The sequence below is a fragment of the Hydrogenophaga sp. OTU3427 genome (assembly GCF_038440225.1).
Lineage (GTDB): Bacteria > Pseudomonadota > Gammaproteobacteria > Burkholderiales > Burkholderiaceae_C > Hydrogenophaga.
Window position 1 is genome coordinate 39,617 of sequence record NZ_JASATI010000013.1, and the last position, 23,583, is coordinate 63,199.

A 23,583-nucleotide genomic window follows, 5' to 3' on the forward strand; every position below is an offset into this window, starting at 1 on the left:
GGTGCACGGCGGCGCCCTGCTGACGCCGCCATGATGTCCCGCCGGCAGCTCTGGGGCCTGGTGGCCCTGACCGTGATGTGGGGCATCAACTGGCCCATGATGAAGCTCTCGCTGCGGGAACTGTCGCCGCTGTACTTCCGCGCCCTCACCATGAGCGGCGGCGCGCTCTGGCTGTTCTTCTTTTTTCGCGCGCGCGGCGTGCGCATGTGGCCGCAGGCGGGCGAGTGGCGCAGCGTGGTGGTGCTGGGCCTGCCCAACGTGCTGGGCTGGCACACCCTGACCATCCTGGGCGTGCACGAGCTGGCCTCGGGCCGCGCGGCGGTGCTGGGCTTCACCATGCCCATCTGGACGGTGCTGCTGGGCGCCGCCTTTTTTGGCCATGCGCTGAAGCGCCGCGTCACGCTGGCGGTGGTGTTTGCGGCGGCGGCCATCGCGCTGCTGCTGGTGGACGAGTTGCGCTCGCTGTCCGGGCGGCCCGTGGGCATTGTCTGGATGGAGATCGCCGCCATGTCCTGGGCGCTGGGCACCCTGCTCATGCGCCGCGCCAGCCTGACCCTGCCGGTGGAGGCGCTCACGGTGTGGATGATGGCCAGCTCGGCGGCGGTGTTGTGGGTCGTGGCCGCCGTGCTGGAGCCCTGGCCCGGCTGGCAGTTCAGCCCGGTCATGTGGGGGGCGCTGGCCTTCGCCGTGTTCATCAACTACGGCGTGGCGCAGATCATCTGGTTTGGCCTTGCGCGGCACCTGCCGGCCTCGACCAGCGCCATGAGCATCATGGCGATTCCGGCCATCGGCACGCTGTCGGCCACCTTCATCACCGGCGAGGTACCGGGCTGGCAGGACGCCCTGGCGGTGGTGTTCGTGATGGCGGCCATTTCAGCCGTGCTGCTGCCGGCCGGCGCGGTGGCCCGCCTGCGCAGCCTGCTCACTCGGTGATGACGTAGACCTTGGTGACGGTCTCCAGCACCTCGAAGGAGCCGGTGAAGCCCGCCGGGATGTGGATGGCCTGGCCGGGACCGGCCTCCTGAACACCGCCCCCGTCGCCGTGCACGCGGCAGCGGCCGCTGAGCACGGTGAACACCTCCTGCTCGGTCGGGCCCATGGCTATGCGCCAGTGGCCGACCTCGCTGCGCCACACACCCGAATACAGCGTGGCGGCGCCCGCCAGCGGTGCCTCGACGGCGCTCCAGGTCTCGCGTTGCGGGTTGCCCTGGATCAGGCGCTCGGGCCGGGGGTGGGACAGCTCGGCCGCGCCCGACACCGGCAGGCCGAAGCCGCTGAGCTTCAGGGTCGACATGCTCAGGCCCGCGGCAGGGTCACGCCATGCTGGCCCTGGTACTTGCCGCCCCGGTCCTTGTAGCTGGTCTCGCAGACGTCGTCGGGATCGCTCTCGAAGAACAGCACCTGGGCGCAGCCCTCGCCGGCGTAGATCTTGGCCGGCAGAGGCGTGGTGTTGGAGAACTCCAGCGTCACGTAGCCCTCCCATTCGGGCTCGAAGGGCGTGACGTTGACGATGATGCCGCAGCGCGCGTAGGTGCTCTTGCCCAGGCAGATGGTCAGCACGTTGCGCGGAATGCGGAAGTACTCCATGGTGCGCGCCAGCGCGAAGCTGTTGGGCGGGATCACGCAGACATCCTTGTTGATGTCCACGAAGCTGTTCTCGTCAAAGTTCTTCGGGTCCACCACCGTGCTGTGGATGTTGGTGAAGACCTTGAATTCCGGCGCGCAGCGGATGTCGTAGCCGTAGCTGCTGGTGCCGTAGCTGATGACCTTCTGGCCATTCACCTGCCGCACCTGGCCCGGCTCGAAGGGCTCGATCATGCCGTGCTGCTCGGCCATGCGGCGTATCCACTTGTCGCTCTTGATGCTCATGGGTGTCTTCGGGTGTTGCGGGATGGGGTGGGCGTGATTGTAGGCAGAGCGCGGCCGGCCGCCGAACCGCCCCGCGCCACACGCTGCGTCACGGCGCCCGTTTGGCCGTGGCCAGGGCCAGGCCGAACAGCACGAAGGTGGTGCCCGCGACGCGGTTCACCTGCCGCCCGCCACGCTCGGAACGCAGCCAGCGCTGGGCCGACTGGGCAAAGAACGCGTAGCCGGAATGGATCAGCACCACCAGCGCGCTGTAGGTCAGCACCAGCGCGGTGAATTGCGAGGCGTAGTCCTGCGCCGGATCGATGAACTGGGGAAACACCGAGAGGAAGAAGAAGATGGCCTTGGGGTTGGTGAACTGCAGCGACAGTCCCTCGGCGAAACGGCGCCCGAAACCCGCCGCCGGCGCGGAGGACGCGCTGAACACGAAGGGCGGCGAGCGCCACAGCTTGATGCCCAGGTAGATCAGGTAGGCCGCGCCGGCCAGCTTGAGCACCGTGAAGGCCAGCGACGAGGCTGCCAGCAACGCGCCCGCGCTGGTGGCCGAAAAGGCCGCCACCACCAGCGCCCCGGTGGCGATGCCCAGGATGCCACCCAAGGTCGACCGCATGCCGTAACGCAGCGCGTTGCTCAACGTCATCACCACACCCGGCCCCGGGCTCAACACGGTCACCGCCGCCATGGCCACAAACAACACGTACAGCTTCATGGAGTCCCCTTTGGCCGGAATTGTCGCCGCGAGCGGCGCGAGCCCCGCGCCGGTCAGCGCCCAGCCACCACCGTGCGCTCGATCAGCCGGTCGTCGCCCAGCACGATCAGCGCGAACAGCAGCTCCTCCAGCGAATCCGCCTGCGCCGTCTTGCGCGCCAGCAGCGGCGTGGCGTCGGGGCGGATGACCACGAAATCGGCCTCGTGCCCGGGCGTGAGGTTGCCCACCACGCCACCCAGGCCCATGGCCCGCGCCGCGCCGGCCGTGTGTTGCCACCACAGCTGGGAGGGTTTGAGGCTCAGGCCCTGCTTGAACGCACCACCGCCGGTGACACCCGCACGGCCCACGTGGTAGGCGGCCAGCATGGTGTGGAAGGGGCTGAAGCTGGTGCCGCCACCCACGTCGCTGGCCAGGCCATAGCCCATGCCGGCCTGGTCGGCGGCGGCGTAGTCGAAGAAGCCGCTGCCCAGGAACAGGTTGCTGGTGGGGCTCACCGCCGCGACGGCACCGGTCTCGCGCATCAGGGCGCGGTCGTGGTCATCGAAGTGGATGCAATGGGCGTAGACGGCGCGCTCGCGCAGCAGGCCAAACTGGCGGTAGACGTCGAGGTAGGAGCGCGCTTGGGGATACAGCTCGCGCACCCACTTCACTTCGTCGAGGTTTTCGGCCACGTGGGACTGGATCCAGACGTCGGGATGCGCGGCGGCGATCTCGCCCGCACCGCGCATCTGCGCGTCGGAGCAGCTGGGCGCAAAACGCGGCGTGATGGCGTAGCCCAGCCGGTCCACGCCGTGCCACTTGGCGATCAGGGCCTCGGTGTCGCGCAGGCTTTGTTCGGTCTGGTCGCGCACGCCGTCGGGCGAGTGGCGGTCCTGCAGCACCTTGCCCGCCACCAGGCGCAGGCCACGCGCGCGCGCCTCGCCCATGAGGGCGTCGACCGACTGCGGGTGCGAGGTGGCGAAGGTGAGCGCGGTGGTGACGCCGTTGCGCCCGAGTTCGTCGAGGAAAAACGTGGCCACCTCGGCGGCGTAGGCCGGGTCGCTGAAACGGGACTCGTGCGGGAAGGTGTAGTTCTCCAGCCAGGGCAGCAGGCCTTCGGCAGGCGAGCCGATCACATCGGTCTGGGGGTAGTGGATGTGCAGATCCGCAAAGCCCGGCGCGATGAGGCGCCCAGGCAGGTGTTCGATGGCCACGCCGGGGTAGCGGTCCTTCAGGGTGTTGAAGTTCCCGGCGGCGCGCACCACCTGCTGGCCGCGCTCGTCGGGCCCGATGACCAGCAGGCCGTCCTCGTCGTACAGGGGCTGGTGGGCGTCGTCAAAACGCAGGAGGGCGGCGCGGTAGGCTTTCATGGTGGTTGAGGTTAGCGCAATCCGCCTCCGTGTTTATGCGGTGGGATGGATAGTGTTTATCCGTCGCCCTGGGTTGAGCTGGGTTGAGCTGGGTTGTGCTGGGTTGTGCTGGGTGCAGACCTCGCGCCAGGCGGAGGGCGTCGTCCGTGGGCTCCGGCCCACTCGCGGTCGCATGCACGGGTCCGCCACCGCTGGCTCGTCAACACCGCCACGTCATGCAGGCTCTGAGGCAACCGCAAATAGGGCCTGCGCCCACGGACGCCACCCTCCACCTGTGAGAGATACCTGGACAAGCCTGCCTGGGCGTGCCCACACCTCGTTGGGTCGGCTGGTGAGGGCGTCCGGGCGCAGGCCCTATTTGCGGTTGCCACAGAAACCGCGCGCCCACACGGCGTTGACGAGGTGGCGTCGGCTTGCACGGGCAGACGCCCGCGAGTGGGCCGGAGAACGGGCGCACGCGCCAGCCGGCCCCGCCCGCCCGTCCGAACGAAGCCTCAGCGTGCCAGCTTTGTCAGCACACCTTCAACCAGAAAGTTCATGTTGAGGATCTGCTCGTCGCTCAGTGTCGCCCCCTTGGCGATCACGAGCCTGCCCTCGTTGTCCTTCACGTCGGCCCGGGCGGCAAACGGGTGGAGCTTGCCGCCCGCGATGTCCTTCTGCCGCGCCATCACCTCGTCGCGCACCTTGGCCGGCACCTTGGGGCCGAAGTGGTCGACGCGGATCATGCCCTCCTTCACGCCGCCCCACAGGCGCTCGCTTTTCCAGGTGCCGTCCAGGGCCGCCTGGGCGCGGCGGGTGTAGTAGTCGCCCCACTGGTGGGTGACGGCGGCCAGCTGCGCGTCGGGCGCGGCCTTGCGCATGTCGGAGTGGTAGGCCACGGCCAGCTTGCCACGCTCCTGTGCCGCCACCATCACCGCCGTGCTGCCGGTGTGGAAGGCCAGCACCTCGGCACCCTGGTTCATCAGCGTCATGGCGGCGTCGCGCTCGCGCGGCGGGTTGAACCACTCGCCGAGGAAGATCACGCGCAGCTCGGCCTTGGGGTTGACCGAACGCATGCCCAGCGTGAAAGCGTTGATGCCCTGCAGCACCTCCGGGATGGGAAAACCGGCCACGTAGCCCGCCGACGAGGCCATGTGGCCGGCGGCCACGCCCGCCAGGTAGCGGCCCTCGTAGTAGCGCGCGTTGGACACCGCCACGTTGGGCGCCGTCTTGTAGCCGGTGACCGATTCGAACTTCACGTTCGGGAACTCGGCCGCCACCTTGAGCGTGGGCTCCATGTAGCCAAAGCTGGGCGTGAAGATGAGCTGGTGGCCCTGGCGCGCCAGGTCGCGGATCACGCGTTCGGCGTCCGGGCCCTCGGCCACGTTCTCCACATAGGTGGTCTGGACCTTGTTGCCCAGCGCGGCCTCGACCGCCTTGCGGGCGTCGTCGTGCTGGCGCACCCAGCCGGCGTCGGTCAACGGCGCCACATAGACAAACGCCGCCTTCAGCGGGGGCTGGGCAGGCGCGGCGGATTGGGCAAAAACGGGGGAGAAACAACAAGCGGCCACGAGCGTGGCGGCGAGGTTTTTGTACATGGTAGTCCTCTACATGGCTTCCGGAACAATGAAAAAGCGCGCCGGGGAAGCACCGGCGCGCGGCTCCATTTTACCGCCGGCCTCCATGGCGCGGCGGCTATGAAGGCCATACGCCCCGGCGCATGGCCCGCGCGCAGCCATGCGGGATCATGGCGTCATGCCCAACACCAGCCCCACCCTGCCCCGCCTGATCGCCCTGCCCAAGGCCGAAGTCCACGTGCACCTGGAAGGCACGTTCGAGCCCGCCCTGCTCGAACAGTGGGCGATCGAGGCCCGCCAGCCCATGCCCCGCCCGCGCGAGCAGTTGCTGCAGTTCAGTGGCCTGGCCGACTTCCTTGACTTCCTCGATTGGGCCTGCGGCCTGGCCCACACGCCGCAGCGGCTGGCCGCCCTGGCGCGGGCGTTCTGCGAACGCCTGCAGCGCGACGGCACCGGCTACGCCGACCTCATCGTCAACCCGACCCACTGGAGCGCCTGGCACGGCCGGTTGCGCCAGCTGCTCGACGCCCTGGACGCGGGATTCCGCGAAGCCGAACAGGACGGCCTGCCCAAGGTGGGCCTGTGTGTGAGCCTGCTGCGCACCCAGACCGCCGCCCAGGCCGTGGAGCTGGTGGACCTGCTCGCCGCCTGGCGCCACCCACGGGTGGTGGCGCTGTCGGTGGACGGCAACGAGGCCACGGCCGGGCGCACCGGGCCGCGATTTGCCGAGGCCTTCCGCCGCGCCGGCCGGGCCGGGCTCCGGCGCACCGTGCACGCGGGCGAATCCAGCGGCGCCGACGGGGTGCGCGACGCGGTGGAGCTGCTGGGCGCCGACCGCATCGACCACGGCGTGCGCGCCATGGAGGACCCCGCCGTGGTGGCCCTGCTGGTGGAGCGCGGCATCGCACTGGGCGTGTGCCCGAGCTCCAACCTGGCCCTGGGGGTCTACCCCTCGCTGGACGCCCACCCGCTGGAGCGGCTGCGCCAGGCCGGTGTGCGCCTGTCGCTCAACACCGACGACCCCAGCCTGCTCGGGGCCAGCCTGCCGGGCGAATACGCGCTCTGTGCCGACCATTTCGGCTGGGACGACACCACCGTGCGGGCCCTGGCCCAAACGTCGATAGACGCCAGCTTTGCCGACGCGGACACCCGCGCGGCCCTGAGCGCGCGGCTGGCCGCCTGGTGAGAGCGGCCTTCAACCCACGCGGCAACGCGCGACCGCGTCTTCGTCCCAGGCCATGCCCAGGCCCGGGCCCTGGGCAGTGACGCAGCCTTGTTCGAGCCGGGCCGGGGTCTGCAGGATGGCAGCGCCAAAGTCCATGAACTCCAGCCAGTCGCGGGTCGGGGTGACCGCCAGCACGTGGGCACTGGCCTCGATGAAGAGGTGGCTGGACACCGGCATGGACGCGGCGTGGGCCAGGCCCATGACACTGAGCCAGCCCGTGATGCCACCGATTTTCATGAGGTCGGGCATCATGAGGTCGCAGGCGCCCGCGTCCAGCGCCTGCTGCGCCGAGCGGGGAAACCACCAGTTCTCGCCGGTCTGGATGGGCACGGGCGACTGCACACGCACCTGGGCGTGGCCTTGCAGGTCCTCGGCGGCCACGGGTTCTTCCACCCAGGCCAGGTCAAAGGCCTGCAGCGCCCGCACCCGGCGCAAGGCCTCGGTGGGCGTCAGGCTCTGGTTGTAGTCGACCATCAGCGCGACCCGGTCGCCGATGATGCGGCGCACCTCGCGCACGGTCGCCAGATCGTCGGCCAGCTCACCGCCGCCCAGCTTGATCTTGATGCCGGCAAACCCCGCCCCGACCGACCGCTCCAGGCCCGCCGCATCGCGCCCGGGATCCACCAGTCCCCAGCTGTCGTAGGCCCGCAGCGGCTGGGGTTCGCCACCGAGCAGGCGCACGACGGGCACGCCCGCGGCCTTGCCCAGCAGGTCCCAGAAGGCCATGTCCAGCGTGGACAAGACCATGCCCAGCAGCCCTTGCACGCCCAGCAGGCGGAACTGGCGCAGCAACTGCTGCTGGCGGTCCAGCGGCACCACCCGTTGGCCGCGCAGCATGGGGGTGATCTGGTCCACCAGGGCGGTCAGCGCCGGCAGCACCGCGGGGGTGTAGGCGAACAGGTAGGCGCAGCCGGTCAGGCCCTGCTCGGTCATCACATCGAGCAGCACCAGCGGCGCCGCCTCGATCGAACCCGAAGCCGTGCGGATGGGCCGCTGCAAGGGCGCGACGACGGCACGCGCACGGATGTCGGCAATGCTCAGTTCGTTCATGGTCGGCTCCTGGTCGCAGGTGCGGTTCAGCCAGCCAGGAAGACGGCGTCCACCCGGTCCAGCATCGCCCGTTTGGCGGCCGGCGCCAGGAAGCTGGCCTCGAAGCTGTTGCGCATCAGTGTGTGGGCGTGTTGCACTCCCAGGCCCGTGGCGGCGAAGGTCTGCAGGAAGTTGTCGTTCATGTAGCCGCCGAAATAGGCCGGGTCGTCGGAGTTGACGGTGGCCACCAGGCCGGCGTCGAGCAGGCGGCCCAGGTTGTGGTCGGCCAGGTTGGGGAACACACACAGCTTCTGGTTGGACAGCGGGCAGACCGTGAGCGGGATGCGGTCGGCCGCCAGGCGCTGCATCAGCGCGGCGTCGCGGGTGGACTGCACGCCGTGGTCGATGCGCTCGACCTTGAGCAGGTCCAGCGCGGTCCAGATGTAGGCCGGCGGGCCTTCCTCGCCAGCGTGGGCCACCAGGTGGAAGCCCAGTTCGCGGCAGCGGGCAAACACACGCGCGAACTTCTCCGGCGGGTGGCCGACCTCGCTCGAATCCAGGCCCACACCGATGAACTTGTCGCGGTGTGGCAGGGCGTCCTCCAGCGTGGCGAAGGCGTCTTCCTCGCTCAGGTGGCGCAGGAAACACAGGATCAGGCTGGCGCTCACGCCAAGCCGCGCCTGGGCGTCCACGCAGGCGCGGTGCAGGCCGGCTATCACGGTCTTCATCGCCACGCCACGCGCCGTGTGGGTCTGGGGGTCGAAGAAGATCTCTGTGTGCACCACGTGGTCGGCCTGGGCCCTGAGCAGGTAGGCCCAGGCCATGTCGTAGAAGTCCTGCTCGGTGATCAGCACGCTGGCGCCGGCGTAGTAGATGTCGAGAAAACTCTGCAGGTTGCTGAAAGCGTAGGCGCGGCGCAGCTCGTCCACGCTCGCGTAGGGAATGGCGATGCCGTTGCGCTGGCTGAGCGCAAAAATCAGCTCGGGCTCCAGCGAGCCTTCGATGTGGATGTGCAGTTCGGCCTTGGGCGCGGTCTGGAGCAACTCGACCAGGCGTTCGGGGGCGATGGGAGGCAAGGTGGTCATGGGCAGGCTCCGAAGGGGGTGCCGCCACGCGGGCGGCGGTGCGTCAAAATCAAAAAAAATGGGCGACCCGAAGGTAGCCCATTTCAGCCTCGGCCGTGAAGGCCTTACTGCGGCACTTTGCCTTCCACGCCCTTGACGTAGAACTTGATGCCGCCCAGGAACTTGTCGTCGGCGACCGTGTCCTTGGCCAGCACTTCCTTGCCGTCCTGGCCCACGATGGGGCCCTTCCAGATCGCAAAGCTGCCGTCCTTCAGGCCGGCCTTGACCTCGTCGATGCGCTTCTTGGCGGCCTCGGGCACGTCGGCGGCGATGGACACGATGTCGATCGCGCCTTCCTTCACGCCCCACCAGGCCGAGCCGGTGCTCCAGGTGCCATTGAGCGCATCGCCCACGGCCTTCTTGTAGTACGGGCCCCAGTTGATGACGGCCGAGGCCAGGTGGGCCTTGGGACCGTAGGCGGTCATGTCCGAATCCCAGCCGAAGGCACGCTTGCCCATCTTCTCGGCGGTCTGGAGCACGGCCGACGAGTCGGTGTTCTGGAACAGCACGTCAGCGCCGCCGTTGATCAGCGAGGTGGCGGCTTCGGTTTCCTTGGGCGGATCGAACCAGCCGTTGACCCAGACCACCTTGGTCTTGATCTTGGGGTTGACCGACTGCGCGCCCAGCGTGAAGCTGTTGATGTTGCGGATCACCTCGGGAATGGGGATGGAGCCGACCACGCCCACGGTGTTGGACTTGGTCATGCTGCCGGCGATCACGCCCGCCATGTAGGCACCTTCGTAGGTGCGGCTGTCGTAGGTGCGCATGTTGTCGGCGGTCTTGTAGCCGGTGGCGTGCTCGAACTTCACGTCCTTGAAGTCGGCCGTGACCTTGAGCATGGGCTCCATGTAGCCGAAGGTGGTGCCGAAGATCAGCTTGTTGCCCTGCTGGGCCATGTCACGGATCACGCGCTCGGCGTCGGCGCTCTCGGGCACGCTTTCGACGAAGCTGGTCTTGACCTTGTCGCCAAACTCGGCCTCGACCGCCTTGCGGCCGTTGTCGTGGGCAAAGGTCCAGCCGCCGTCACCCACCGGGCCGACGTAGGCGAACGCGATCTTCAGCGGCTCGGGCTTGGCGGGTGCCGGTGCGGCGGCCGGTGCCGCAGCGGGCGCGGGCGCCTCTTCCTTCTTGCCGCAGCCGATCAGGGCCGCGCTGGCCACGGCCGTCAGGGCCGTGAGCTTGATGAGGGAACGCTTGTTCAGGTCGATCATGGAAACCTCTTGCTGGGTTGGGAATGAAAAAAACGACAAAGCCTATTGTGTAGCACGAATGCGCACAAGCGACGGGGGACCATCAACCACCTGGATAAAACGGCTTGCCGATGGAGCTGGGCATGTTGACGCGTATCCACTGCGGGTTGCGCGAGATCAGCACCAGCACCACCACGGTGGCCAGGTAGGGCAGCATGGTCAGGAACTGGCTGGGCACGTCCACGCCGATGCCCTGCAGGTGGAACTGCAGCATGGTCACGCCGCCAAACAGGTAGGCCCCGAGCAGCACGCGGGCCGGGCGCCAGGTGGCGAAGGTGGTCAGGGCCAGCGCGATCCAGCCCTTGCCGGCGATCATGCCCTCCACCCACAGCGGGGTGTAGACGGTGGACACGTAGGCGCCCGCCAGGCCACACAGCGCCCCGCCGGCCACCACCGCCAGCAGCCGGATGCGGCGCACCGGGTAGCCCAGGGCGTGGGCCGATTCGGGGCTTTCGCCCACGCTGCGCAGCACCAGGCCGGCGCGGGTGCGGTAGAGGAACCAGATCAGGCCCAGCGTGATGGCCACGCCGGCGTAGACCATGGGGTGGTGCTTGAACAGCGCGTTGCCCAGGAAAGGCAGGTCGGACAGCACGGGAATGGCGTGCTGCGCCTGCTCGGGCAGCTTGGCCTGCACGTAGTTGATGCCGGCAAAGGCCGAAAAGCCGCCGCCGAACAGCGACAAGGCCAGGCCGGTGGCGTACTGGTTGGTGTTGAGCCAGATCACCAGCACGCCGAAGATGGCGGCCAGCAACGCGCCAGCGGCCATGCCGGCCACGAACCCCAGCGTGGTGCTGCCGGTGGTGGCCACGGTGGCGAAACCGGCCAGGGCGGCACACAACATCATGCCTTCGGCGCCCAGGTTGACGATGCCGGCCTTCTCGTTGATCAACAGGCCCAGCGCGGCAATGGCCAGCACGGTGCCGGCGTTGAGCGAGGCGGCGATCAAAAGTGCGGTGGATTCCATCTCAGACTTTCTTCGCGGTGAAACGAACGCGGTAGGCGATCAGGGTGTCGGCGGCGAGCAGCGAGAACAGCAGCAGGCCCTGGAACACACCGGTGATGGACTTGGGCAGGCCCAGGCGCGACTGCGCCAGCTCGCCGCCGATGTAGAACATGCTCATGAGCAGGGCCGAGAACACGATGCCCACCGGGTGCAGCCGGCCGACGAAGGCGACGATGATGGCGGCAAAGCCGTAACCCGCCGGCACATAGGGCGTGAGCTGGCCGATGGGGCCGGCCACCTCCAGCGCACCGGCCAGGCCGGCGGCCGCGCCTGAGCTCAGCAGCGCGATCCACAGCGCCTTGCGCGAGGAAAACCCGGCGTAGCGCGCCGCCGCCGGCGCCAGCCCGCCCACCTGCTGGGCAAAGCCCGAGTAGGTGCGGAACAGGAACAGCCAGGCACTGGCCACGCCGGCCAAGGCCAGCAGCAGGCCGATGTTCACGCGCGAGCCGTCCATCAGGCGCGGGATCTTGGTCACCGCGTCAAAGGTCTTGGTCTGCGGGAAGTTGTAGCCCAGCGGGTCTTTCCAGGGCCCGTAGACCAGGTAGTTGAGCACCTGCACCGCCACATAGACCAGCATCAGGCTGACCAGGATCTCGTTGGCATTGAAGCGGTCGCGCAGCAGCGCGGTGATGCCGGCCCAGACCATGCCGCCCAGCACCCCGGCCAGCAGGATGGCCGGCACGATCCAGGGGCCAGTGGTCTTGTCGGCCAGCAGGGCCACGCCACCGGCGGTGATGGCGCCGATGACGAACTGCCCTTCGGCGCCGATGTTCCAGACGTTGGAACGGAAACACACGGCCAGGCCCAGGGCGATGATGAGCAGCGGCGTGGCCTTGACCATCAGCTCGCTGACCGCATAGAGGTTGCGTATCGGCTCCCAGAAGAAGACCTGCAGGCCACGCACCGGGTCCTTGCCCAGGGCGATGAAGAGGATGACACCGATCACCACCGTGACCAGCAGCGCCAGGATGGGCGATGCATAGCCCCAGAAACCCGACGGTTGGGGGCGCGCTTCAAGCTTGAGCATGGGCCACCTCCGCGTGCTGGGCAGCCGCTGCGGCGGCGCCCTCGTTCCACAGTCCGGACATCCATTCCCCGATCTGCGTCACCGACGCCTTGCTGCGGTCGATGCTGGGCGACAGGCGGCCCTTGGCCATCACATAAAGCCGGTCGCAGATTTCAAACAGCTCGTCCAGTTCCTCGCTGACCACCAGCACCGCGCAGCCGGCGTCGCGCAGGGCCAGGATCTCGCCGCGTATCTGCGCCGAGGCCCCCACGTCCACGCCCCAGGTGGGCTGGCTGACGATCAGCAGGCGCGGCTTGGCCTCGATCTCGCGGCCGACGATGAACTTCTGCAGGTTGCCGCCCGAGAGCGACTTGGCCGCCGCGTCCGGCCCGGCGGCCTTGACCTTGTAGCGGGTGATGATGTCCTGCGCCTGCGTGCGCAGCGCACCCAGCTTGAGCCAGCCGCCAGCGCCGACGGCGTCGCGCCGCGACAGCAGCAGGTTGTGCGCCAGGCCCAGGGTGGGCACGGCGCCGCGGCCCAGGCGCTCCTCGGGCACGAAGTGCAGGCCCAGGGCGCGGCGTTTGCCGGGGCCATGACGGGCCACGTCGTTGCCGCTGACGGTGATGCTGCCCGGCGGCGCGCGCCGGTCCTCGCCCGACAGGGTGAACAGCAGTTCGCCCTGGCCGTTGCCCGACACGCCGGCAATGCCCACCACCTCGCCGGCGCAGACCGTGAGGTTGATGTCCGCCAGGTCGGTGCCAAACGGGTCGTCGCTGCGCAGCGTCAGGCCGCGCACCTGCATCACGGCCGCGCCAGCGCGCTGCGCGCGGGCGGCCAGGGCCGGCGGCTCTGCGCCGATCATCAGGCGACTCAGCGAGGCGTTGCTTTCCTCCTGCGGGTTGCACACGCCGGTGACCTGGCCGCCACGCAGCACCGTGCAGGCGGTGCAGAGTTCGCGGATCTCGTGCAGCTTGTGGCTGATGTAGAGGATGCTGCAGCCCTCGGACGCCAGCTTGTTGAGCACCACGAACAGCTTCTCCACCGCCTGCGGCGTCAGCACCGAGGTCGGTTCGTCCAGGATCAGCAGCTGCGGCTGTGTGAGCAGCGCGCGGATGATCTCGACCCGCTGCATCTCGCCCACGCTCAGGGTGTGCACCGGGCGCTCGGGCGCGATGTCCAGCCCGTATTCGGCCGCCTTGGCGGTGATGCTGCGCGTGACCTCGTCCAGCGACAGGCTCTTGTCCAGGCCCAGCCACACGTTCTCGGCCACGGTCAGGGTGTCGAACAGGCTGAAGTGCTGGAACACCATGCTGATGCCCAGGGCCCGCGCCTCCTGCGGGTTGCGGATGTGCACCGGTTTGCCGTTGAAGAGCACGGCGCCTTCGTCGGGCTTGACGGCGCCGTAGATGATCTTCATGAGGGTGGACTTGCCGGCGCCGTTTTCGCCGAGCACGGCGTGGATTTCGCCGGGCGCGACGGTGAGGTGCACGTCCTTGTTGGCCACCACGCCGGGATAGCGTTTGGTGATGCCGGTGAGTTGCAATCGGCTGACGGTCATGGGTGTTGTCTCGGTGGAAATGGAATCTTCTTGTTGTGTCTGCGGAAAAACTCAGGTGCCGTCGTCGCCCGGGGTGGACGGCTCGCGCTGTAGCGTGCCGGCCACGGACTTGACCTGCTCACGCAGCCAGCGCGCGGCGGTGGAGGAATGGGTGCGTTCATGCCAGAGCTGGTAGTACATCAAGCGCGGAAAGGGCACCGGGCAAGGCAGGATCTTGACCGGCAGACCGGCCGTGAAGCGCTCGCAGTACTGGCGGCCGGTGGTCAGCACCAGCAAGCTCGATGCCACCATGCTGGGCACCAGGCCGAAATGGGGGCAACGCGCGGTGATGTTGCGCGACAGGCCCAGCGAGGCCAGGTGCTCGTCGATGACGCCACGCGCGCCCGGGTGGGTGGGCGTGGGCGCGATGTGTTCGGACGCCAGCCAGGCGTCCACGTCCCAGCCCCGGCGCACGGCCGGGTGCTGCTGCGACACCAGGCACACCACCTCGTCGCCGAACAGCCGACCCAGGTGCAGGTCCTCGGGCGGCTTGGGCCAGTTGCCGATCACGACGTCGAAATGGCCCGAGGCCAGGTGGGCACGGTAGTCCGAATCGGCCGACAGCGGGTGGATGTCGATCGGGCACAGCGGCGCCTGGGCCTTGATGCGGGTGACGAGCTGGGGCAGGAACAGCGGGTCCAGGTAATCGCTGGCCGCCAGGCTGAAGGTGTGGCGCGCGGTGGCCGGGTCGAAGCTGCGGGCCTCGGAAAACATCACTTCCGCGCTGCGCAGGATGGCGCCGGCCGGCTCGACCATGCGCAGGCCGGTGGCGGTGGGCACCATGCCGGTGCCGGAACGCACCAGAAGCGGGTCACCCGAGAGATCGCGCAGGCGCTTCAAGGCGGCGCTCACCGCCGGCTGGTACATGCCCAGGCGGAGTGCGGCTTTGGAAACGCTGCGTTCGGTGAGCACGGTGTGAAGGACCCGGATGAGGTGCAAATCAATCTTGTCGAACAGTAGCTGGTCTTTCATGCCGGTGAATACCCTTCGCCGCATCGCATGCATACGGTCAAACGTATGGACAGAGCCAAGAGGAGCGATATGCTGGCGCGCATGGACCCACGCACCGCCCCTTCCGAGAACCGCCCGCTGCGCTTCGTGCGCCGAGGCGAGGCCGTTCAAATGTTCAATGTACCACCCACCCGCACGCTGCTGGAGCTGCTGCGCGAGGACCTGGGCGCCACCGCCACCAAGGAGGGCTGCGGCGAAGGCGACTGTGGCGCCTGCACCGTGGTGCTGGGTGAAAAATGCGGCGATCACATCGAATACCGCGCCATCAACAGCTGCATCCGGCTGGCGCATTCGGTCGATGGCCTGGCGGTCTGGACCGCAGAGGACATTGCCCCCACGCTCCCCGCTGCGCGTGGTTCGCTGCCCCCCGCGGGGGCTGACCCCGCCGTGGGGCGGCCCGGCGGCGGGGCCGGTCCCAGCCTGCACCCGGCGCAGCAGGCCCTGGTCGACCACCACGGCTCGCAATGTGGCTTCTGCACCCCGGGCTTCGTGATGAGCCTGTTCGGCATGTACCAGAACCGCGTCTGCCAGGGGCAGGCCGTGACCCGCGAGCTGGCGCAGGAAGACCTGTCGGGCAACCTGTGCCGCTGCACCGGCTACCGGCCCATCCTCGACGCCGCCCAGCAGATGGCCGAGCTGCCGCGCGTGGCGGTGGACGAAGCGGCGCTGCTGAAGCAGCTGGCCGCCCTGCCCCAGGCCCAGCGTGCGGACGACGACGCCTACCTGATGCCCCCCAGCGCGGCCGAGTTGCTGCGCCTGCGCGCCGCGCGCCCGCAGGCCCAGGTGGTGGCCGGCTGCACCGACGTGGGCCTGTGGGTCACCAAGATGCACAAACAATATGCGCAGGTGCTGGACACCACGGCCGCAGCCGAGCTGCGCCAGATCGCCCGGGTGCAGCACGGTGGCCAGGCCTGGCTGTCCATCGGTGCCGCCGTGCGCCTGAGCGACGCCTTCGCGGCGCTGGAACAGGACCGCCCGCAGCTGCACGCCTTTGCCGCCCGCTTCGCCGGCCTGCCGGTGCGCAGCTCGGGCACGCTGGGCGGCAACGTGGCGAACGGCTCACCGATCGGTGACAGCATGCCGCTGCTGATCGCGCTCGGCGCGGCGGTGGTCCTGGGCGCCTGGCGGTCCGGCCAGGTGGTCGAACGCCGCCTGCCCCTGGAGCAGCTCTACACCGGCTACCGACAGAACGTGATGGCCGCCGACGAGCTGCTGCTGCGCATCGAGGTGCCCGCCGCCACGGCGGACGAATTCAGCCGCGTCTACAAGATCAGCAAACGTTTCGACGACGACATCTCGGCCGTTTGCCTGGCGGTGCGCCTGGTCATCCGCGACGGTGTGGTGGCCTCGGCCTCCATCGGCGCCGGCGGCGTGGCCGCCACCCCGGTGCGCGCGGCACAAACCGAAGCGGCCCTGGTCGGTCAGCCCTGGACCCTGGCGACCGTCAACACCGCCGTGGCCACCTTGCGCGGCGAGTTTCAACCCATCTCCGACATGCGGGCGAGCGCCGCCTACCGCCGCACGGTGCTGGGCAACCTGCTGCAGCGCCTGTGGCTGGACCAGCAGGGCGCCACCACCGTGAGCCTGGAAACCCTTTCACGCACAGGAGTGCTGGCATGAACGCCCCCGACACCGCACTGAAACTCAATCCGCTGGCGGCCGGCGTCTCGCGCCCGCACGAAAGCGCCGCCGCCCAGGTGGCCGGCGCCGCCACCTACATCGACGACATCCCGGAAGTGCGCGGCACCCTGTACGCCGCGCCCATCCTGTCCCACGTCGCCCACGGTCACCTGCGTGGCGTCGACACCCGCGCCGCCCTGGCCATGCCGGGCGTGGTCGGCGTGGTGCTGCACCAGGACATCCCGGGCGACAAGATCCTGGCCGCCTTCGGTCACGACGAACCCATCTTCGCCATCGACACGGTGCAGCACATCGGCCAGGTGGTGGGCCTGGTGGTGGCGCGCGACGTGATGAGCGCGCGCCGCGCGGCCCGCCAGGTGAAGCTGGACATCGAAGCCCTGCCCGCCGTGCTGGACGTGCACGAGGCCCATGCGCGGCAAAGTTATGTGCTGCCGCCGGTCCATGTGCGGCGCGGCGACGCCGACGCGGCGCTGGCCGGCGCGCCGCACCGGCTGCAAGGCCGCTTCGAGGTGGGTGGGCAGGAACACTTCTACCTCGAAGGCCAGATCGCCTACGTGCTCCCGAAGGAGCAGCAGCAGTGGCAGATCCACAGCAGCACCCAGCACCCGGGCGAGGTGCAGCACTGGGTGTCGCACGCGCTGGGCTTGCACAACCACGCCGTCACCGTGGAGTGCCGGCGCATGGGCGGCGGCTTCGGCGGCAAGGAAACCCAGTCCGGCCACCTGGCGGTGTGGGCGGCCATCGCGGCGCGCAAGTTCGGCGCGGCGGTCAAGCTGCGCCTGGACCGCGACGACGACTTCATGGTCACCGGCAAGCGCCACCCTTTCGCCTACAGCTACGAGGTCGGCTTCGACGACAGCGGCCTGCTCCATGGCCTGAAGCTGGAGATGCTGGCCAACTGCGGCTTCTCGGGCGACCTCTCCGGCCCGGTGGCCGACCGCGCCGTCTTCCACGCCGACAACGCCTATTTTCTGGAGGACGTGCACATCGCGTCCTACCGCTGCAAGCTCAACACCCAGAGCCACACCGCCTTCCGGGGCTTCGGCGGGCCGCAGGGCGTGATCGTGATCGAGCGCATCCTGGGCGACATCGCCCGCCGCCTGGGCCTGGACCCGCTCGTGGTGCGCCAGCGCAACCTCTACGGCACCACCGAGCGCAACGTCACCCACTACCAGATGGCGGTGGAGGACAACATCCTGCACCCGCTGCTCCAGCAGCTGGCGCTGACCAGCGACTACCAGCGGCGGCGCGCCGAGATCGCGGCCTTCAACGCCGGCAGCGGGGTCATCAAGCGGGGCATCGCCATCACCCCGGTCAAGTTCGGCATCAGCTTCACCGCCACGCTGTTCAACCAGGCCGGCGCGCTGGTCCACGTCTACACCGACGGCAGCGTGCAAGTGAACCACGGCGGCACCGAGATGGGTCAGGGTCTGAACACCAAGGTGGCGGCCATCGTGGCCGACGAGTTGGGCGTGCCCTTCGAGACCGTGTTGTCCACCGCCGCCGACACCAGCAAGGTGCCCAACGCCAGCGCCACCGCCGCCAGCAGCGGCACCGACCTCAACGGTCGGGCGGCGCAGTTCGCGGCCCGCCACGTGCGCGACAACCTGGCCGCCTTCGTGGCCGGGCTCGACGGCTGCGGCGCCGGCGCCGTGGCCTTCGCGGACGGCTGGATCAGCTCGCCGGTGCAGCGCCGGCGTTTCGCCGACGTGGTGCAGGCCGCCTACGCCAACCGCATCCAGCTCTGGAGCGACGGCTTCTACCGCACGCCCAAGATCCACTACGACAAGACCACCCTGACCGGCCGGCCCTTCTACTATTTCGCCTACGGCGCGGCCTGCACCGAGGTGGCGATCGACACCCTGACCGGCGAGAACCGCGTGCTCAAGGTGGACATCCTGCACGACGTCGGCAACAGCATCAACCCGGCGCTGGACATCGGACAGATCGAGGGCGGCTTCGTGCAGGGCATGGGCTGGCTGACCACCGAACAGCTGGTGTGGAACGACAAGGGCTACCTCCAGACGCACGCGCCCAGCACCTACAAGATTCCGGCCACCGGCGACGTGCCCGCCCACTTCAAGGTGGACCTCTGGCCCGAGCCCAACCGCGAGGACAACGTGCACGGCAGCAAGGCCGTGGGCGAACCGCCCTTCATGCTGGCCATCAGCGTGTTCGAGGCCTTGCGCGACGCCGTGGCGCAGGCGGGTGGCCGCCCAGAGGCCATGAACGCGCCGGCCACGGCCGAGGAGGTGCTGCGGGCCTGCGGGGCGTGAGGCCCGTTATGCTTGGGCTCCAGACGCCAACTGAAGTCCGACCACCCATGAGCCTTCCCCCCTGCCCCGAATGCCAATCCGCGTTCACCTACGAAGACGGCGACCTGCTCATCTGCCCCGAATGCGCGCACGAGTGGAGCCGGCACACGGCGCTGGCCCCGGCCGCCGATGAGCCACAGAAGACCTGGAAGGACGCGTTCGGCAACCTGCTCGCCAACGGCGACAGCGTCACGCTGGTCAAGGACCTCAAACTCAAAGGCTCCTCGTCTGTCATCAAGGTCGGCACCAAGGTCCGGAACATCCGCCTGGTCGAGGGCGACCACGACATCGACTGCCGCATCGAAGGCATGGGTGCCATGCAATTGAAGTCCGCCTTCGTGCGAAAGTCCTGAAACCCGGCATGGCCCGCACCGTTGTCTACTGCCAGCCCGGCGCGAAACAGACACAGCTGGTGGGCCTGCACGATGGCAAACCCAAGATCCAACTCAAAGCGCCACCCGTGGACGGTGCGGCCAACAAGGCGCTGGTCGCCTTCCTGGCCGAGCGCTGCGGCGTGCCCAAGTCCGCCATCACCATCGAATTGGGCGCATCGGGCCGCACCAAGCGGGTGGACGTGGCAGGCCTGAACGACGCGCAGCTGGCGCAGGCACTGGGCCTGGATCAGGCCCGCTGAATTCAGGACTCGGTCGGCAACTCCCCCTTGCCCAGACCGTGCTTGCGCACCTTGTCGGCCAGGGTGGTCTTGGCGATGCGCAGCGCCTTGGCCGTCTGCACCACGTTGCCGGCATGGCGTTGCAGGGCGTCGGCGATCAGGGCGCGTTCGAACTGGTCCACCGTCTCGGTCAGCGAGGGCACGGACTCGCTGTCGCCCGCGTGGACCACCGGATCGTGGGGCGACACCCATTGTGGCCCGACCCCCAGCACCAGGGCATCGGCCACGTTGCGCAGCTCGCGCACGTTGCCGGGCCAGTCGCGGCTCATGAACTGGCGCATCTGCGCCTGCGGGATCTTGGGCTCCGGGCGCCCGTAGCGGCTGGCCGCCAGCAGCACGAAGTGCTCCAGCAGCATGGGGATGTCGTCGCGCCGCTCGCGCAGGGGCGGCAGCTCGATGTTGACCACGTTCAGGCGGTACACCAGGTCGGCCCGGAAGCTGCCCTGTTGCGCGCGCGCCAGCAGATCGTCCTTGGTCGCGGCGACCACACGCACGTCCAGCGGCACGCTCTGGTTGGACCCCAGGCGCTCCAGGCAGCGCTCCTGAAGCACGCGCAGCAGCTTGACCTGCACGCCCATGGGCATGCTCTCGAGCTCGTCGAGGAACAGGGTGCCGCCGTCGGCGTGTTCGATGCGGCCGATGCGGCGCTTCTGCGCCCCGGTGAAGGCCCCGGGTTCGTGGCCGAACAGCTCGCTGTCCAGCAGCGTGTCGGGCAGGCCACCGCAGTTCAGCGCCACGTAGGGCGCCTTGTGGCGGCGCGAGTGGTCGTGCAGCGCGCGGGCCACCACCTCCTTGCCGGTGCCGGTCTCGCCGCGGATGAGCACATCCACCGGCGAATCGGCCACCTCCATCACCAGCTGGCGCACGCGCCGGATGGCCGGTGAGTTGCCCACCAGCTGGCCCTCCAGCCCTTCGCTCAGCGACAGCGCGCGGCGCAGATTGGCCACCTCCAGGGTGAGACGGCGCTTTTCGAGCGCGCGCAACACCACCTCCACCAGTTGCTCGGGAGAGAAGGGCTTGGGAATGAAATCGTAGGCGCCGCTGCGCATGGCCTGCACCGCCAGGTTCACGTCGCCGTGACCGGTGATCATGATGACGGGCAGGTCGGGATCGATGTCGTTGACCTCGCGGATCACGGACAGGCCGTCGGCGCCGGGCAGGCGCATGTCGGTCACCACCACGCCGGCCCAGCCGGGGCCGATGTGGGGCAGCAGGGACTCGGCCGAATCGAAGGCACGCACCGGGATGTCGGCGAGCTGCAGGGCCTGCACGCAGCCCAGCTGCACGGCGGCATCGTCTTCGACCAGGTAGACAGTCAGCGCGCTGTTCATGGGGTGGCGGGATCCGGGACAGGGTTCGGGGGCGTGGCGGCGAGGTACAGGGGCACGGTCAGGCTGAAGCAGGCGCCACCCTCGGGGATGTTGCGGGCGCGCAGTTCGCCCCCGAATTCTGCGGCAATATCGCGGCAGATCACCAGGCCCAGCCCCAGGCCCGCGCCCGTGGCCTTGGTGGTGTAGAAGGGCTGGAACAGGTGCGCCATGTCGGTGGCGCTGAGCCCCTTGCCGCTGTCCAGCACGTGGATGGCCAGGGCCGGCGCCGCGGCGCCGGGCGTGCCGTCGCCCGGCACCAGCTCGGCGTTGATCCGCAGGTGTTTGTGCGGCGCCTCGCGCATGGCGTCGAGCGCGTTGCCGATCAGGTTGATGAGCACTTGCTCCAGGCGGTTGGCATCGCACCACAGCACCCATTGGCCGGGCAGGCAGCGGTTGTCGGCCTCCACCCGCTCGTCGCGCAGACGCAGCTGGAACAGGAACAGCGCCTGCTCCACCACCCGACCAGCGTCGGTGGCCTCGGGGGTGGCGGTGGACTTGCGCGAAAAGCTCTTGAGCGGGTTGATGATGCGCGCCATCTGGTCGACCAGCCGAGACATGATGGACAGGTTCTGCTGCGCGGCGTCGTGGTTGCCGCGGCGCAGGAATTCGGCCGCATTGCCCGACAGGGTGCGTATCGCACCCAGCGGCTGCGTGAGTTCGTGGGTGATGCTGGCCGCGAGCTGGCCCAGCACGGCCATCTTGCCGGCGTGCACCAGCTCGTCCTGCGCCGCGCGCAGGGTCTGCTCGGTGTGTTCGCGCTCGGCCACCTCCTTGCGCAGCAGGGCGTTCGCATCGGTGAGCTCCTGCGTGCGGCGGCCCACCTCCTGCTCCAGCTCGGCGTTGGCCTGTTCGAGCAGGCGCTTGGCGCCGATCTTCTGCCGTTCGATGCGCCCGCGTTGCGCCCAGTACAGGGCGAGCAGCATCACGAAAGCCAGCGCGATGGCGCCGCCCACGCCATCGACCAGGGCCTGCTGGCGCACCGCCGCCAGGCTGCTGAAGATCAGCACCCGCCAGTCCATGCCGTCCAGCGAGCGCCCCAGCACCAGGTAGCCGGCCGGGCCGGCGGGCAACCCGGTCACGTCGGGCACCGGCGTGTCGTGCAGGCGCAGCCAGCCCTGCACCTCCTGGCTGTCCTCGTCCACCGACAGGTCCACGTCGAGCGGAAAACGCGGCAAGTGCAGCGTGCCATAGATGCGGCTGAGGTGCAGGTCGACCCGGCGCTCGGGCGACAGGCCGGCCAGCGCGGTGTAGCGCCAGGGTGCCTGGGACGACAGGATCACCACCTGGTTGGCGTCGGCCACCAGCGCCGGCGCGCCCAGCATGGTCCAGGTCTGCTCCAGCGCGGCCAGGCCGATCTTGATCGCGGCCACGCCCACCACCCGGGCGCCGTCGTAGATGGGGTGGGAAGCGAAATAGCCGGCGGTGTCGCCGCTGCCGATCGCGAAATGCCGCGTCGAGCGGCCGGCCAGGGCCTCCAGGTAGTAGGGGCGGTAGGACACGTCCTCGCCGAGTTGGCTGTCGTCGTGCTGGGTGGTGTTGCTCGAGGCCCGCACCACGCCACGCACATCGAGCACGAACACCGCCTCGCTGCCCAGGTGGGCGTTGAGGCGGGACAGGTAGTCGTTGGCCGCCGTGGTGTGCGCCGCGCTGGGCTCGCGCAGCAGCCGCACCACGCCAGGGTTGAGCTGTATGGTGGCCGGCACCGGCTCCAGCCGGCGCACGCGCGCCTCGACCACCGAGGCGAACAGGTCGAGCCGGTCGTTCGACGCCGCCTTGAGGCTGGCCGCGCCGCGGGCAAAACTGCGCTCGTACACCCAGGCGCCGGCCGCCACGATCAGCAGCAGCGCCACCATCAGCAGGGCCACGCGGGCCAGCACCTCGCCGGTGCCTCGGCGTGGCGCGAGGGCCTGCGGCGAGGGATCGGGCTCGGGTGCAGCGGCGAGAGTCCGGAACATCATGGAAGCAAGCATACGGCCAGCCGGCGCGCGCGCCGCCACGCATGCACGGGCCCCACCGGGAAACACCGCCGGGCCGGCTTGGCCGGACGGCTGGTGTTGCCCGCTTGAGGGGGGATTCGCGCTACACGCAGTGAGCGAGAAACGGGGGTGGACCCCTCAATGGGCAAGGATCTTGGAGAGGAAATCCTTGGCGCGCGGCGAACGGGCGTCGGGGCTGCCGAAGAATTCGTCCTTGCGGCAGTCCTCCACGATCTGGCCCTTGTCCATGAAGATCACGCGGTGGGAGACCTTGCGGGCAAACCCCATTTCGTGTGTCACGCACATCATGGTCATGCCCTCGTGGGCCAGCTGCACCATCACGTCCAGCACCTCGCCCACCATTTCGGGGTCCAGCGCCGAGGTCGGCTCGTCGAACAGCATCACGATCGGGTCCATGGACAGCGCGCGGGCGATCGCCACCCGCTGCTGCTGGCCGCCCGAGAGCTGGCCGGGAAACTTGTCCTTGTGCGCCATCAGGCCGACGCGGTCCAGCATCTTCAGGCCCCGCGTCTTGGCCTCGTCGGCATTGCGGCCCAGCACCTTGATCTGCGCCAGCGTGAGGTTTTCGGTCACCGAGAGGTGCGGGAACAGCTCGAAGTGCTGGAACACCATGCCGACCCGGCTGCGCAGCTTGGGCAGGTTGGTCTTGGGGTCGGCGATGGAAATGCCGTCCACCACGATATCGCCCTTCTGGAAAGGCTCCAGCGCGTTCACGGTCTTGATCAGGGTGGACTTGCCCGAGCCCGACGGGCCACAGACCACCACCACCTCGCCCTTCTGGATGGACGTGGTGCAGTCGGTCAGCACCTGGAAGCTGCCGTACCACTTGGAAACGTTCTTGATGTCGATCATGGCTGTGCGT

At 69.0% G+C, this 23,583-nt stretch carries 21 protein-coding genes; 6 read left to right on the forward strand and 15 right to left on the reverse strand.

Annotated elements, in window-relative coordinates:
- Nucleotides 1–30: 30 nt before the first annotated feature.
- Nucleotides 31–933: a DMT family transporter gene (locus AAHB17_RS10070; protein WP_342130425.1), complete on the forward strand. Its 903-nt coding sequence runs from the start codon at nucleotides 31–33 to the stop codon at nucleotides 931–933.
- On the opposite strand, the gene AAHB17_RS10075 is transcribed toward AAHB17_RS10070, so the two are convergent.
- The 5 genes from AAHB17_RS10075 to AAHB17_RS10095 form a co-directional block, all read right to left on the reverse strand.
- Nucleotides 923–1,294 carry a cupin domain-containing protein gene (locus tag AAHB17_RS10075; RefSeq protein WP_342130426.1) on the reverse strand — a complete coding sequence of 124 codons (372 nt, stop codon included), beginning with the start codon at nucleotides 1,292–1,294 and terminating at the stop codon, nucleotides 923–925. The two genes, AAHB17_RS10070 and AAHB17_RS10075, sit on opposite strands and share 11 nt — an antisense overlap.
- 2 nt (nucleotides 1,295–1,296) lie before the next feature.
- Entirely contained in the window at nucleotides 1,297–1,869 is a 573-nt protein-coding gene (dcd, locus tag AAHB17_RS10080; protein ID WP_342130427.1) for a dCTP deaminase, read from the reverse strand.
- An 88-nt stretch (nucleotides 1,870–1,957) separates the two neighbouring features.
- Complete coding sequence (locus AAHB17_RS10085; RefSeq protein WP_342130429.1) at nucleotides 1,958–2,575, reverse strand: LysE family translocator; 618 nt, start codon at nucleotides 2,573–2,575, stop codon at nucleotides 1,958–1,960.
- Nucleotides 2,576–2,628: 53 nt separating this feature from the next.
- Nucleotides 2,629–3,924: a guanine deaminase gene (gene guaD, locus AAHB17_RS10090; RefSeq protein ID WP_342130430.1), complete on the reverse strand. Its 1,296-nt coding sequence runs from the start codon at nucleotides 3,922–3,924 to the stop codon at nucleotides 2,629–2,631.
- Between the two features lie 494 nt (nucleotides 3,925–4,418).
- Nucleotides 4,419–5,501, reverse strand: a complete 1,083-nt coding sequence (locus AAHB17_RS10095) for a BMP family ABC transporter substrate-binding protein (protein WP_342130431.1) — start codon at nucleotides 5,499–5,501, stop codon at nucleotides 4,419–4,421.
- Between the two features lie 157 nt (nucleotides 5,502–5,658).
- On the opposite strand from AAHB17_RS10095, the gene add reads away from it, so the two are divergent.
- Nucleotides 5,659–6,666: an adenosine deaminase gene (add, locus tag AAHB17_RS10100; RefSeq protein WP_342130432.1), complete on the forward strand. Its 1,008-nt coding sequence runs from the start codon at nucleotides 5,659–5,661 to the stop codon at nucleotides 6,664–6,666.
- A 9-nt stretch (nucleotides 6,667–6,675) separates the two neighbouring features.
- Here the strand turns inward: add and AAHB17_RS10105 are convergent, their stop codons facing one another.
- The 7 genes from AAHB17_RS10105 to AAHB17_RS10135 all read right to left on the reverse strand — a co-directional run bounded on the left by AAHB17_RS10105 (nucleotide 6,676) and on the right by AAHB17_RS10135 (nucleotide 14,686).
- Nucleotides 6,676–7,755, reverse strand: a complete 1,080-nt coding sequence (locus tag AAHB17_RS10105; protein ID WP_342130433.1) for an enolase C-terminal domain-like protein — start codon at nucleotides 7,753–7,755, stop codon at nucleotides 6,676–6,678.
- 26 nt (nucleotides 7,756–7,781) lie between these two features.
- Nucleotides 7,782–8,819 carry an adenosine deaminase gene (locus AAHB17_RS10110; RefSeq protein ID WP_342130434.1) on the reverse strand — a complete coding sequence of 346 codons (1,038 nt, stop codon included), beginning with the start codon at nucleotides 8,817–8,819 and terminating at the stop codon, nucleotides 7,782–7,784.
- Between the two features lie 104 nt (nucleotides 8,820–8,923).
- On the reverse strand, nucleotides 8,924–10,069 hold the full coding sequence (locus AAHB17_RS10115) for a BMP family ABC transporter substrate-binding protein (RefSeq protein ID WP_342130435.1): 1,146 nt from the start codon (nucleotides 10,067–10,069) through the stop codon (nucleotides 8,924–8,926).
- Nucleotides 10,070–10,151: 82 nt separating this feature from the next.
- On the reverse strand, nucleotides 10,152–11,072 hold the full coding sequence (locus AAHB17_RS10120) for an ABC transporter permease (protein WP_342130437.1): 921 nt from the start codon (nucleotides 11,070–11,072) through the stop codon (nucleotides 10,152–10,154).
- A 1-nt stretch (nucleotide 11,073) separates the two neighbouring features.
- Nucleotides 11,074–12,138 (reverse strand): ABC transporter permease, encoded by a 1,065-nt coding sequence (locus AAHB17_RS10125; protein WP_342130438.1) that lies wholly within the window; start codon nucleotides 12,136–12,138, stop codon nucleotides 11,074–11,076.
- Nucleotides 12,125–13,675 carry an ABC transporter ATP-binding protein gene (locus AAHB17_RS10130; RefSeq protein ID WP_342130439.1) on the reverse strand — a complete coding sequence of 517 codons (1,551 nt, stop codon included), beginning with the start codon at nucleotides 13,673–13,675 and terminating at the stop codon, nucleotides 12,125–12,127. The genes AAHB17_RS10125 and AAHB17_RS10130 overlap by 14 nt, the downstream gene beginning before the upstream one ends.
- Nucleotides 13,676–13,726: 51 nt before the next feature.
- The gene (locus AAHB17_RS10135; protein WP_342130440.1) at nucleotides 13,727–14,686 is read right to left on the reverse strand and encodes a LysR family transcriptional regulator; all 960 of its coding nucleotides are present in this window, start codon (nucleotides 14,684–14,686) and stop codon (nucleotides 13,727–13,729) included.
- An 81-nt stretch (nucleotides 14,687–14,767) separates the two neighbouring features.
- Between AAHB17_RS10135 and xdhA the strand changes: the two genes are divergently transcribed.
- The 4 genes from xdhA to AAHB17_RS10155 are packed head-to-tail and all read left to right on the forward strand — an operon-like array spanning nucleotide 14,768 to nucleotide 19,315.
- Complete coding sequence (xdhA, locus tag AAHB17_RS10140) at nucleotides 14,768–16,345, forward strand: xanthine dehydrogenase small subunit (RefSeq protein WP_342130441.1); 1,578 nt, start codon at nucleotides 14,768–14,770, stop codon at nucleotides 16,343–16,345.
- A complete protein-coding gene (gene xdhB / locus AAHB17_RS10145; RefSeq protein WP_342130442.1) occupies nucleotides 16,342–18,642 on the forward strand; it encodes a xanthine dehydrogenase molybdopterin binding subunit in 2,301 nt (766 codons plus the stop codon). The genes xdhA and xdhB overlap by 4 nt, the downstream gene beginning before the upstream one ends.
- Before the next feature lie 47 nt (nucleotides 18,643–18,689).
- On the forward strand, nucleotides 18,690–19,034 hold the full coding sequence (locus tag AAHB17_RS10150; RefSeq protein WP_342130443.1) for a zinc ribbon domain-containing protein YjdM: 345 nt from the start codon (nucleotides 18,690–18,692) through the stop codon (nucleotides 19,032–19,034).
- Between the two features lie 8 nt (nucleotides 19,035–19,042).
- A complete protein-coding gene (locus AAHB17_RS10155; RefSeq protein ID WP_342130445.1) occupies nucleotides 19,043–19,315 on the forward strand; it encodes a DUF167 domain-containing protein in 273 nt (90 codons plus the stop codon).
- A 2-nt stretch (nucleotides 19,316–19,317) separates the two neighbouring features.
- Here AAHB17_RS10155 and AAHB17_RS10160 read toward each other — a convergent pair whose 3' ends face one another.
- From AAHB17_RS10160 to AAHB17_RS10170, 3 genes are all read right to left on the reverse strand, one after another.
- Entirely contained in the window at nucleotides 19,318–20,685 is a 1,368-nt protein-coding gene (locus AAHB17_RS10160) for a sigma-54-dependent transcriptional regulator (protein WP_342130446.1), read from the reverse strand.
- Entirely contained in the window at nucleotides 20,682–22,682 is a 2,001-nt protein-coding gene (locus AAHB17_RS10165; RefSeq protein WP_342130447.1) for an ATP-binding protein, read from the reverse strand. Before AAHB17_RS10165 ends, AAHB17_RS10160 begins: the two co-directional genes overlap by 4 nt.
- A gap of 156 nt (nucleotides 22,683–22,838) precedes the next feature.
- Nucleotides 22,839–23,573 carry an amino acid ABC transporter ATP-binding protein gene (locus AAHB17_RS10170; RefSeq protein ID WP_342130448.1) on the reverse strand — a complete coding sequence of 245 codons (735 nt, stop codon included), beginning with the start codon at nucleotides 23,571–23,573 and terminating at the stop codon, nucleotides 22,839–22,841.
- Nucleotides 23,574–23,583: the final 10 nt, after the last annotated feature.